The sequence below is a fragment of the Kosakonia beeri genome (genome assembly GCF_054165705.1).
The window spans coordinates 2,451,314-2,463,603 of sequence record NZ_CM135106.1; the positions used below are offsets into that span (position 1 = coordinate 2,451,314).

Consider the following 12,290-nt stretch of genomic DNA (forward strand, 5'->3'; position numbering starts at 1 on the left):
CTTGTGGCCCCGCGATATCGCGGGGCTTTGTGTTTTCTGCGCGGCTAAAATGTGATCAGGTCTGGTTTTTACGGCGGAAAAGCAGGGCGGAAATCACATTTTACGCCATCTGTGCTGGGCTGAATTCGTACAAGCGGTGTAGATAGTATATCTATTATAGAAACACCAGCGAATGGAGAGGGGAAATGACACAGCCAGTACAGGAATCTCTCGACCGGATGGCAACGCAGGATCAGGCCGCCGGATCGCGTAAGTTACGCAAAGTGCTGCTCGCAACCGGGATCGGCCATTTTGTCGAATGGTTTGACTTTGGTCTGTACGGTACGCTTGCCGCCATTATCGGCCTGCAATTTTTCCAGGCGGGCAACCCCAGCGTGGCGTTGCTGTCGTCGTTTGCTGTTTTTGGCGCAGGCTTTGTGATGCGTCCGTTGGGCGGGCTGTTCTTCGGGTCGCTGGGCGACCGAAAAGGGCGGCAGAAAGTACTGGCGACGGTGATTTTACTGACCTCCGGCGCGACATTTGTGATGGGACTGCTACCGACGTATCACCAGATTGGTATTACCGCCACGGTATTACTGGTCATTACGCGCCTGGTACAAGGTTTTGCCGCCGGAGGGGAAAGCTCCGGGGCGACGACCTATCTGGCGGAATATGCACCTGTGGAGCGACGGGGTTATTTTACCTGCTGGATAGATAACTTTGGTTTTATGGCGTTTGTGGTCGGCTCCGGGCTGGTGTTTTTGCTCACCGCCACGCTCGGTGAGAGCGCCATGAATGACTGGGGCTGGCGTATTCCGTTTTTAATTGCCGGGCCGCTCGGCTGGGTGGGTTTATATCTGCGGCAGCACCTTGAGGATTCCCCGGAATTTATTGATGCCATGAAGAACGGGCAAACCGAAAAGGCGCCGTTACGTAAGGCCGTGACCACCGCCTGGGGCGCGCTATTATTCTGCGTCGGGTTTGTGGTAATCAAAGCGGTCGGGCACTGGATCCTGCAAACCTTTATGCCCAGTTATCTCGCCACTGAACTGCATTTTTCCAAATTAAATGCGTACGCCATTACCACGATCGGGCTGTTTTCGGTCGCGGTACTGGTGCCGTTTATGGGGTTATTATCTGACAAATACGGTCGAAAACCGCTCATGCTGGCCGGATGCGCCGGTTTCATCCTGCTGAGTTACCCGGCGATGATGGTGATGGCCAATGGCGATGTGACCTCTGCCGTACTGGCGATGGTGATGCTTGGCGCGTTTATCGCGGCCTTTGATGGCGCCTGCACCGCAGCAATGGCGGAGCTGTTCCCAACCAGCGTGCGCTATGGCGGGTTGTCGATAGCCTATAACTTCGCCGTGGCATTCTTTGGCGGCATTACCCCCTGGTTTTCGGTGTGGCTTATCACCAACACCGGCGACAAATTCTCTCCGGCGTATTATGTGATGGGGGCTGCACTGATCACCTTCCTGACGGTGTTGCGTGCCCGGGAAACCGCAGGTAAACCTCTCAAACGCTAAACGCAATGAATGGCCCGGTGGCTGGCTACCGGGCTGTGACACAGAGCGTGGCGTGATCCCACCAGGGATTGTGACTGACCTGCTGGTGTTGAATGCAAAACCCGGCATGGGTGATCTCATCACGCAATAACTCCAACGGCATCAGCGTGCGCCAGGGTTGGCCATCACGATAGAGCAGATGCTGTTGCGCGTCGTAATGTTGACGATCCTCTTCCTGTTGCGGCTCGCCGCACATGCTGCTTAACACGAAGCGGCCGCCGGGCTTAAGCAGACGCGCTATTTCGCGCCAGGCTTGCATACGCTGTTCGCCAATCAGGCAGTGCAGGCAACTGCCGTCGAAAATCAGGTCAAAGCCTGCTGCCAGACCCTCCAGCGAGCAAACATTGCCAGGCTGAAAATCCCCGCTCAGCCCCTGGCGGGCAAAATTCTCGCGTGCCCAGTCGATCGCCGTTGGGGAGATATCAACCCCTGTCACCCGGTAACCACGACGGGCAAACCACAGCGCGGCCATTGCCCCGTTACCACAACCCAACTCCAGGATATGACTGCCCGGCGCAGGGAGATGATCCGCGCTCGCCAGCGTGTCGAGAATAACGCTAAGTTTGCTCCAGGCGCGTAAATAGCCGCTGCCGGTCCAGGCCGGTTCGCCGCTGGCGCGTAATTGTTGGTAGATCTGATCGTAGGTTTCCATGGCTTTTCCTTAACCTAAAAACGTCACTTTACTGCAGCTTTTATTTCGTTGCGCGGAAAAAACGGTAATAATATTCGCAGGGTGATATTAACTCATGAAATCATTTTAATGCCGTACGGACACAGCTCAAATACACATTCTGGTTTTTCACAATTTCTTAAAGAAACATTATCATTGCCGGGGCAGGCTGTGCTTTTTTTAATGGTTCGCCACAGCGTCGGGAAATAGGGCAAGGCATGAATAAGGGTAAGCTTCCGCTCTTTTTCATCGATAACATGCCCCTCACGGGTAATGTGGAGTGTATCGTCAGGACGCAGAAAATAATCCCCTTTATACCACAGGATGATCTCCTGCTCAGCCGCGCTCCGCGCGACGGCAAAAGCGGTGCCGGTGGAAGGGGATACTAACATATCGGTTATATTCCAGCGCATACAATCTCCTTGCTCTGCACGCTTTTCCTTGTTTAGAAAAAGCTTAACAAATAAATAAAATTGCGCCTAAGCAAAATAATATAATTTAATTTTCATGGGTTAAGTGGCGATATATTTATAAAAATTTACTCTATAAATTGATATGCAACAAGTATGCGGAGATAATATACAGAGGAAAAAGTTGCCGTGTCGAATATATATCCTACATTCCAACCATATTAAACGCTTTACTGCCCGACAAACACGCCGGGCCTTGGTGACTAAGGGTTCTGACCCGTTTCCAGACGATTTCGGCCATTTCTTTTTGCAGCATATAATGCGCGATCTGCCTGATCAATTAACCGCTGGTAATCCGGATGGTAATCAAATTCTGCCAGACCGATGCTCACAGTGATGGCAAAGTGCTGTTCCGGCGAAGCCTCAATAGTCAATGCGGCAATTTTCTTCCTTAACGCTTCGAGGATTATTGTGGCCTGAACAAGGTCGGACTCGACCAGCAGCACCATAAACTCCTCACCACCATACCGGAACACATAATCGCTGCTGCGAAAATGATCATAAATGACTGCCGCCACGGTCTTGAGCGTACTATCCCCGGCGTGATGACCATAGTGGTCGTTGATTTTCTTAAAATGATCGATGTCCAGCATCGCCAGAATAAACGGCTTACGTACATTCAACGCCAGTGAGATTTCCCGGCGCATAATAGTAGGAATAAAGCGGCGATTAAGCAGTTGGGTCAGCGGATCTTTGCCATTCTCAAGCTGAACCAGCGCGTCAAACATGGAAGCCAGCAGACGATGGATCTGCCCGGCGAGTTGCCGTATGGCTTGCAGCACAGCCATGCGGGACGCCATCTCAGGCTGCGTTTCATTGGCCAGCGCCTGGGTAATATGCTGATCCGCCTGCTGGACCAGCGTATCCATATTGGCCAGCATGTGCGGGTTACCCAACAGATGTTTACCTTTATGCGCAAACCACATACCAAATTCCGATTTCGACAGGAAGATCAGATCGGCGGCCGGCAACCCGGTGGCGATGTTATAGATAAATTGGTTTTCCCAGGTCGTCAGCGCGGTGATTTGCCGTTCCCGCTCCACATTGACGTCATCGTATATCGATAACAGACGATACTGTTCCTGCGTTTGCATTGCGTTTTGATAGGTGGGCGAGTACGAAACAGTCATCGCTTCAATGGCTGTATCCATTGCCAGGCCGCTGAAACAGATGATCTCGCTAAGCAGTGGGGCGGGGAGGTGCTCTTTCCCCTGCAACAACGTATACAGCTCATTTTTTAGTTTCCGCGCGCCGCGTGCGACGAGATCAATTGGCAGGCCAATTCGCGCATGAACGATGCCAATTTCGCGCTGTTTTTCGAGCAACGGTTGCAAATCCTGCTGCGCACTGCCCAGCACACTCCGTAACCAGTGAAACATGCTGTGGCTGAGCCGGGTGTTCACCTGTTCAGTATTGAGGAACAATTCACTTTCGTGATGTGAAAGCATGTAGTCATAAAACGTGCTCACCAGATGGCGGATCTCGTCATCGGTTAGCGCATTGAGCGTCTCATGCGTCTGGGGCGATGTCTGGCGCAACAAGCACTGCCACTCGGCGAGCAGCAAAGCGAGACCACCGGTTCCAACCTGTTCCATGTAAATGCCAACCATTAATTTTGATGATGTTTTGCGACGATAGTACGAGCCGCCGGGGCAAGGTCAAGCAAAACAATACCCCGGCAAAAGATACGGTTTACAACCTATTGTAAGCACCTGTAGTATACCCCCCTATAGTATGCAGGAGGTCAAATGCCACATTCACCTGAAGATAAAAAGCGTGCGTTGACACGGGTACGTCGCATCCGTGGACAGGTCGATGCCCTGGAGCGCGCGTTGGAAAGCGGCGAGCCCTGCATCGCCATTTTGCAGCAAATTGCCGCCATCCGTGGTGCGGCCAATGGCCTGATGGGCGAGATGGTGGAAATCCACCTTAAAGATGAACTGGTCGCTGGCGATACCACTGCCGATCAACGCGCGGTGCGCATGGCGGAAGTCGGTCATCTTTTGCGCTCTTATCTAAAATAAGCATCAAAGTACTCACAAAAAAGGAACAGACTTATGAAATCACGTGCAGCTGTCGCGTTCGGCCCGGGTCAACCGCTTAAAATTGTCGAAATTGATGTCGCACCGCCGAAAAAAGGCGAGGTATTAGTGCGCATTACCCATACCGGTGTCTGCCATACCGACGCCTTTACACTGTCGGGCGACGATCCAGAAGGCGTGTTTCCGGCTGTGCTGGGTCATGAAGGCGGCGGCATTGTTGTGGAAGTGGGCGAGGGTGTCACCAGTTTGAAACCCGGCGACCATGTTATTCCCCTCTATACCGCAGAATGCGGCGAATGTAAGTTCTGTAAATCCGGCAAAACTAACCTTTGCCAGGCGGTACGTGCAACCCAGGGCAAAGGTCTGATGCCGGACGGCACCACCCGTTTCTCGTACAACGGCGAGCCGATTTTCCACTATATGGGCACCAGTACGTTCAGTGAATACACCGTCTGCGCTGAAATCTCTCTGGCAAAAGTGAACGAGAAAGCCCCGCTGGACAAAGTTTGCCTGCTGGGATGCGGCGTCACGACCGGTATCGGTGCGGTTCATAACACGGCAAAAGTTAAAGCGGGCGACACCGTGGCCATCTTCGGTCTTGGTGGCATTGGGCTGGCCGCTATTCAGGGTGCGGTGCAGGCAAAAGCCGGGCGCATTATCGCTATCGATACCAACCCGGATAAATTCACGCTGGCAAAAGAGATGGGCGCGACGGACTTTATTAACCCGAAAGATCATGCCCGCCCGATTCAGGACGTGATTGTCGAAATGACGGACGGCGGTGTGGACTTCAGCTTTGAGTGCATCGGTAACGTGAATGTGATGCGTGCGGCGCTGGAGTGCTGCCATAAAGGATGGGGTGAAAGTGTGATTATCGGTGTTGCGGGCGCAGGCCAGGAGATCAGCACCCGTCCATTCCAGCTGGTTACGGGGCGCGTCTGGCGCGGTTCTGCCTTCGGTGGTGTTAAAGGGCGTAGCCAGTTGCCGGGTATGGTCGAAGAGGCCATGGCGGGCAAAATCCGCCTTGATCCTTTTATCACGCACCGTATGCCGCTTGAGCAGATCAACGAAGCCTTCGATTTGATGCACGAAGGGAAATCTATCCGTACCGTTATCCATTTCGGCGATAACTAATCCTGCCTCACGCCAGCGGTGCAACCGCTGGCGCTACCAATCTCCAAAACTGTGACGGCTGTTGCGCTTTTTGCCATAAGAATAATCCAATTATTGCCGATGCCTATATATCATTCCTGTTGTACGTTTCAGACAAATATGAGAGTCGATAGCCATGGATAACAAAGCAGTGATGCAAAAAACACAAGGCATTGGATTTATGCACAATATTCGCCTGGTTCCCCTCTTTTCTTCTATTCTCGGCGGCATCTTAGTGTTATTTGCATTAAGTTCCGGTCTGGCCGGTTACTTCCTGATGCAAGCCGATCGCGACCAACAGGATGTTACGCAGGAAATCCAGGTGCGCATGGGGCTGTCTAACAGTTCTAACAACTTACGTATTGCCCGACTCAATTTGATCCACGCCGGTGCCGCCAGCCGCATCGCCGAAATGGATGATATGAAAAAGAACGTGGCGGATGCTGAAAAACGTATCAGTCAGTCGCAGGATAGCTTTAAACAATATATGGATCGCCCGGTAAAAACCCCGGCAGATCTGGCGCTGGATGAGGATTTAACCACTCGCTTTAATGCCTACATCGCGGGCATGAAACCCATGTTGAAATATGCCAAAAACGGCATGTTCGAAGCCATTATTAACCACGAGAGCGAGCAGGCACGTGTGCTCGACAATACTTACAACGAAGTGCTGCTGAAAGCGATTCAGATCCGTACTGAACGTGCCCAGCATTTAACCGAAGAAGCGCATAGCCGCACGCAGCTGGGGCTGATGTTTATGGCTGCAGCCTTTGCGTTTGCGCTGGTGCTCACGGTGATCACCTTTACCGTTCTGCGGAGTGTGGTGATTAACCCGCTGCAACGCGCTGCACAGCGTATTGCCCGTATCGCCTCTGGCGATTTAACCGTTCCGGATGAAGTGGCAGGCCGCAGCGAAATTGGTCGTCTGAGCAGCGATTTGCAAGCCATGCAGCACTCGCTGGTGACTACCGTTGCCACCGTTCGTCAGGGGGCGGAAGAGATCTATCGCGGAACCAGCGAAATCTCTGCCGGTAACACCGATCTCTCTTCCCGTACCGAGCAGCAGGCGGCAGCGATTGAAGAAACGGCTGCCAGCATGGAGCAACTGACCGCAACCGTGAAACAGAACGCCGATAACGCGCATCATGCCAGCAGCCTGGCGCGCGATGCGTCCGGTAAAGCCACCAAAGGCGGGCAGATTGTCTCCGGCGTGGTCCAGACCATGGGCAATATCACGTCCAGTTCCCGCAAAATTTCTGAAATCACTGCTGTGATCAACAGTATCGCGTTCCAGACCAACATCCTTGCGCTGAACGCCGCCGTGGAAGCGGCACGTGCCGGCGAGCAGGGGCGCGGCTTTGCCGTAGTGGCCAGTGAAGTGCGTACGCTGGCAAGCCGCAGTGCGCAGGCAGCGAAAGAGATCGAAGCGCTGATCAGCGAATCCGTTAGCCTGATTGAACGTGGTTCCGGCGAAGTGGTTTCCGCCGGTGAAACCATGGATGACATCGTGACCGCCGTGAAACGCGTGACCGATATTATGCTGGAAATTGCCGCTGCGTCTGACGAGCAGAGCAAAGGCATCACACAGGTCAGCCAGGCGATCACCGAAATGGATAACGTTACACAGCAGAACGCCTCCCTGGTGGAAGAAGCCAGCGCGGCAGCAGCATCGCTGGAAGAGCAGGCTGCGCGCCTGACGCAAGCGGTTGGCGCATTCCGCCTGACAGGTGCTACACCGCAACGCCAAAGCGCGTCAACGCCAACGCCAAAAGCCTTTAAACCGCAGCGACCAGCGCTGGCGGATGGCGAAAACTGGGAAACCTTCTGATAAAGAAAAAGGCCTGAATATTCAGGCCTTTTTTATGACACGCGTTAAGCGTAAAGCCGTTAACAACGGTTGTAGTTCAAGGTTTCGATGACGTTTTTATAGTTGTTATATATCTCTCTCACGTCCCATTCGTGCATCATGCGCGAGCCGTTTTTGCGCTGCGCTTCTTTTTCATAGGTACCGTCATTACTGCGTTGCAGCACAGTACGTGCCGCACCCAGATAATTGTTCGCAGCGCTCATGATGGTCGGGCAGCCCGTTTTGTTGAATTCGCGCACTTTGGCGTCATATCCCAGCGCCATGGCATTGAACTGATCGAGTGAGGTTTTAAACGCCTCGGTTTTATCACCCAGTGTGGTGTTCTCATCAATATTGTGTGCGGCTTCAACACTCTGTTTCAGGTAATAGATCATGCCCGCGTGATAATACTCGCGCGTGCCTTTCTCCGCTTTTTCGAAAGCAGCCTTCACGCGTGCGGTGTCCTGCGCTTTGATGCTTTGCAGGAACGCCTCGTGGGCTGTCACCAGGGCTTGCAGGCGAGCCTCAAAATCATTCTGGATCTCACGGCCGTGCGCGCCTTGATCGCTGGTATAGGTTTTGGCGTTGATGTAGCTCACCATATCGGTGTTGACTGCCTGAATTTTTTCGACCGCATCGCGGTAAGCGCGTGCCGGTTCATCCAGAACAGGCATGTCTGGTTTCATGGCGAGCGCTTTATCCAGGCTCTCTTTAACATTGATCAATCCCTGCGGGTTCGGGGCGTTGAAATAAAGGCGATCAATGCTTTTCTTACGAGCAAGCGCCGGTTTAACTTCTTCACGGAACTGCGCAAGTTGATCGGCGTAGGTGGTTGAAGACATATTCGCCGCTGCGATGTACTCATTGTATTTCAGCACTTCGGCCTGTTCAGCCTGTTCGGCAGAAACCTGTGACTCCTGCGCCTGGTCGCTCTTTTTATCATCGCAACCCATCAACGCAAACAAGCACGCCGCCACCGCTAGCGAGCGCACGATATTTTTCGTGAACATCCCATTCTCCTTGTCCAAAACATAACCATTAGCATCGTATTCTCACTGCACGCAGCGAGCGGCTGACAGGGTAGCACCAAAAAAAATCGCTTATGGACAAAGCCACCTGAATTGGTAGGGAGGTGGGGCGAGTGTAATGCAGAGGGAGAGCTAACCCGGCGGCCGCATGCTACCGGGCTGTTTTCAGTGTGTAAGCAGGTCAGATAAAACTGTCGTCATCACTGCCAAAGTCATTGTCATCGTAATTGTCCGTGCCGTTATCGCTCTGGTAGGGATCATCCTGGTCGAGGAAATGGCTGTCAGACACGTCATTAAATCCGCCATTTTGATCTGCGCCATACGGCACACCGCCTGTCGGCACCACGGGCTCCTCAATAATGTTAACGATTTCTTCCGGGCGAGAGTGGTGGAACATGCTGGTCAGCATGTCGGCCATTACCACACCGCCCGCAACACCTGCCGCAGTTTGCAATGCTCCGGCCATAAAACCGCCGCCGCGTGACGGAGCGGGTGCCGATGCCTGGCGTGCATAATCCTGAGGTGGCTGCTGTGCTGTATTCCAGCCATTATCCGTCTGCTGGGCCTGGCTTTTATTACCGCCAAACAGACCGCCCAGGAAGCTGCCGCCGCCGGAGGATTGCTTGTGTTTTTCGGCTGCGAGTTCGTTCTCCAGTTCCTGGACGCGACTCTGCATGCGTTTTAATGCGGCTTCCTGAATCAAAATTGACTGCGCCATATAGTAAGGCGCAGCAGGTTGCTGCTTAACAAATTCCGCAATTTGCCGTTCGGCGTCAGCATCGCGTTGACCGTGCTGCTGCTCAGTCTGTTTCAGGCGCTGAAAAAGCCCGTCGATAAGCTGCTGTTCTTCATATTGCATGGCGATAACCTTCAGGTTGCGCTAAGGAGACACTATGAGTTTATCAGCGCCGTAAGCCAGTGTCTGGCGAGTGAAATGTTTGTTTAAGATTGGTTGCAGCGTAGTGCAAAAAAAACCGACCTGGCGGGCCTGGCGCTAACAGCGGGTGACGGTTTACCCGCTAATCCCCGGGTGAATCTGTCACAGCCTTTCGCGTAATGGTTAAGGGGGAGAGCGCATTCAGTGAGAACGCCCGCAGGGCGCGGGCGCAAAGGTCATGCAATACGCCGGGTGTCGCGGGATTGCGATGGGGTAACTGTTACCGGGATGGATTTGGACGTCGGCGTACCGGTACCGTCACCAAACCGGGTGAGAGGAACCAGCGGGTTGGTTTCGGGGTAATAGGCCGCCAGATTACCGCGCGGAATGTTGTAAGCAACAAGGCGGAAATTCTCGACCCGACGTCGTACCCCATCGTCAGACGGCGTTTCGATATCTACGCGATCGCCGTCTTCTAACCCCAGGGCCTGAATATCGTCAGGGTGCATAAACAGCACATCGCGCTGCCCGTAAACCCCGCGATAACGATCGTCAAGCCCGTAAATCGTGGTGTTGTACTGATCGTGCGAACGCAGAGTCTGCAACACAAACGGTGCGTCTGTTTCCGCGCATACCGCCTGCGGCAGGGGCGCCGCGCTGAATTCCGCCTTTCCGGACGGCGTGTTAAAACGTCCTTCGGCGGCGGCGTTACCAAGCCAGAACCCTCCAGGCTCTTCGCAGCGTTGATTAAAATTCTGAAAACCCGGCAGAGTCGCGGCGATATGATCGCGGATCAGATTATAATCCTCTGCCAGCGCCAGCCAGTCGAGCTGCTTGTTGCCCAGCGTGGCGTGGGCGATACCGGCAACAATCGCCGTTTCTGAACGCTGCGTGACCGCAAGGGGTTTACCAATGCCCTCTGAGGCATGCACCATGCTAAAGGAGTCCTCAACCGTCACGAACTGACGACCGCTGGCCTGGATGTCTTCTTCAGTTCGCCCCAGCGTGGGCAAAATCAGTGACGCTTTGCCTGGCATCAAATGGCTGCGATTCAGTTTGGTACTGATGTAGACCGTTAACCCGCACCGACGTAATGCTTCGCAAGTCAGCGGCGTATCCGGCGCGGCGGCAGCGAGGTTGCCGCCCAGGGCAATCAGGACTTTCACTTCATCGCGCAGCATCGCCTGAATCGCCTGCACGGTATGGTGCCCGGGCTCGCGCGGCGGTTCAAAATTAAAGTGGCGGGCAAGGCTGTCGAGCAGGGATGCCGACGGTTTTTCATCGATCCCCATCGTGCGGTTGCCCTGTACATTACTGTGCCCGCGCACCGGGCATAACCCTGCACCCGGTTTTCCCAGGTGGCCGCCTAAGAGTTGCAGGTTAGTGATTTCACGCACCGTATCCAGCGAATGTTTATGCTGTGTAATGCCCATCGCCCAGGTGCAAATCACCCGTTCAGCCTCTTGCCAGATGGCAGCGGCCTCACGCAGTTGCTGCTGGCTTAAGCCGGACTGTTGTTCAATGATCTTCCAGTCGGTAGCATCAATTTGCGCAAACCATGCCGCAATGCCCTGGGTATGCTGAGCGATAAACGCGTCATCGAAAATTCCTGCCTCACCGGCAGCAAGACGCTGACGCTGGGTTTCCAGTAACGCTTTGGCAATGCCGCGCACGGCGGCCATATCACCGCCAAGGTTAGGTTGGTAATACGAGGAACTGATGGTACCTGCCAGCGGAGTAACTACCTCCAGCGGTTTTTGCGGATCGGCAAAACGTTCCAGTCCGCGTTCGCGCAGGGTATTAAACGTCACGATCCGCGCACCGCGATCTGCGGCATGGCGCAGGCTGTGTAACATACGCGGATGGTTGGTGCCGGGGTTTTGACCAAATACAAAAATGGCATCGGCTTTATCAAAATCGGCCAGGTGGATGGTGCCTTTGCCGACGCCGATGCTGCGTTTTAGCCCCGCGCCGCTGGCCTCATGGCACATATTCGAGCAATCCGGGAAGTTGTTGGTGCCTACCATACGGCCAAATAACTGGTAAAGATAAGAGGCTTCATTGCTGGCACGCCCGGAAGTATAGAGTTCCAGTTGGTTCGGATGGGCCATCGCCTGAATGTGCGCGCCGATCATCGCCAGCGCATCGTCCCAGGAGAGGGGTTCGTAGTGATCGGTTTGTGGGTTATAACGCAACGGCTCTGTCAGACGGCCCTGATACTCCAGAAAGTAGTCGCTCTGGCGGGTGAGCGCGCTGACGCTGTGTTGCGCAAAAAACGAGGCATCAATCTGCCGGCGCGTTGCTTCCCACGTCACGGCTTTTGCGCCGTTTTCGCAAAAACTGAAGGTGCTTTTGTTATCGTCTCCCCAGGCACAGCCCGGGCAATCGAAGCCGCGCGCTTTATTCATGCGCAACAGGTTACGCATATTTTTGAGGGCATTTTTGCTGTCAATGACGAAGCGAGTCGTCGCTTCAAGAGAGCCCAGTCCACCGGCAGCGGCGTGGTAGGGTTTGATCGCGGTTTTGAATTTCATCTGCTGTTCCGGCTGCGGGTTGTTACAGCTTTAGTCTATGTTGCGTAACAACAACCCTTTATCAACAACCTATTTTTATCACACAATTAACCGCGTGTTTACTTGTTGCGCAACAGAAAGC

The 12,290-nt window shown here is 53.8% G+C and carries 10 protein-coding genes; 4 read left to right on the top strand and 6 right to left on the bottom strand.

The window, feature by feature from the left end:
- Window positions 1-185: 185 nt before the first annotated feature.
- Window positions 186-1,511 (top strand): MFS transporter, encoded by a 1,326-nt coding sequence (locus ACUY4S_RS11750; RefSeq protein WP_409429789.1) that lies wholly within the window; start codon window positions 186-188, stop codon window positions 1,509-1,511.
- 25 nt (window positions 1,512-1,536) lie between these two features.
- Here ACUY4S_RS11750 and ACUY4S_RS11755 read toward each other — a convergent pair whose 3' ends face one another.
- The 3 genes from ACUY4S_RS11755 to ACUY4S_RS11765 form a co-directional block, all read right to left on the bottom strand.
- Window positions 1,537-2,202, bottom strand: a complete 666-nt coding sequence (locus ACUY4S_RS11755; protein ID WP_312686595.1) for a class I SAM-dependent methyltransferase — start codon at window positions 2,200-2,202, stop codon at window positions 1,537-1,539.
- A 92-nt stretch (window positions 2,203-2,294) separates the two neighbouring features.
- On the bottom strand, window positions 2,295-2,633 hold the full coding sequence (locus ACUY4S_RS11760) for an anti-adapter protein iraM (protein ID WP_312686589.1): 339 nt from the start codon (window positions 2,631-2,633) through the stop codon (window positions 2,295-2,297).
- 260 nt (window positions 2,634-2,893) lie between these two features.
- Window positions 2,894-4,285, bottom strand: coding sequence for a diguanylate cyclase (locus ACUY4S_RS11765; protein ID WP_458023471.1), 1,392 nt, complete (start codon window positions 4,283-4,285; stop codon window positions 2,894-2,896).
- A gap of 153 nt (window positions 4,286-4,438) precedes the next feature.
- On the opposite strand from ACUY4S_RS11765, the gene ACUY4S_RS11770 reads away from it, so the two are divergent.
- The 3 genes from ACUY4S_RS11770 to ACUY4S_RS11780 all read left to right on the top strand — a co-directional run bounded on the left by ACUY4S_RS11770 (window position 4,439) and on the right by ACUY4S_RS11780 (window position 7,712).
- Complete coding sequence (locus tag ACUY4S_RS11770; RefSeq protein ID WP_061496064.1) at window positions 4,439-4,714, top strand: metal/formaldehyde-sensitive transcriptional repressor; 276 nt, start codon at window positions 4,439-4,441, stop codon at window positions 4,712-4,714.
- A 33-nt stretch (window positions 4,715-4,747) separates the two neighbouring features.
- On the top strand, window positions 4,748-5,866 hold the full coding sequence (locus ACUY4S_RS11775) for an S-(hydroxymethyl)glutathione dehydrogenase/class III alcohol dehydrogenase (protein WP_312686573.1): 1,119 nt from the start codon (window positions 4,748-4,750) through the stop codon (window positions 5,864-5,866).
- A gap of 154 nt (window positions 5,867-6,020) precedes the next feature.
- Complete coding sequence (locus ACUY4S_RS11780; protein ID WP_458023472.1) at window positions 6,021-7,712, top strand: methyl-accepting chemotaxis protein; 1,692 nt, start codon at window positions 6,021-6,023, stop codon at window positions 7,710-7,712.
- 59 nt (window positions 7,713-7,771) lie between these two features.
- Here the strand turns inward: ACUY4S_RS11780 and ACUY4S_RS11785 are convergent, their stop codons facing one another.
- The 3 genes from ACUY4S_RS11785 to ACUY4S_RS11795 form a co-directional block, all read right to left on the bottom strand.
- Window positions 7,772-8,740 carry a DUF3829 domain-containing protein gene (locus ACUY4S_RS11785; protein ID WP_312686570.1) on the bottom strand — a complete coding sequence of 323 codons (969 nt, stop codon included), beginning with the start codon at window positions 8,738-8,740 and terminating at the stop codon, window positions 7,772-7,774.
- Between the two features lie 199 nt (window positions 8,741-8,939).
- Window positions 8,940-9,617, bottom strand: a complete 678-nt coding sequence (locus ACUY4S_RS11790; protein WP_458023473.1) for a DUF2076 domain-containing protein — start codon at window positions 9,615-9,617, stop codon at window positions 8,940-8,942.
- Window positions 9,618-9,871: 254 nt separating this feature from the next.
- Window positions 9,872-12,169: an FdhF/YdeP family oxidoreductase gene (locus ACUY4S_RS11795; RefSeq protein ID WP_312686566.1), complete on the bottom strand. Its 2,298-nt coding sequence runs from the start codon at window positions 12,167-12,169 to the stop codon at window positions 9,872-9,874.
- Window positions 12,170-12,290 lie beyond the last annotated feature (121 nt).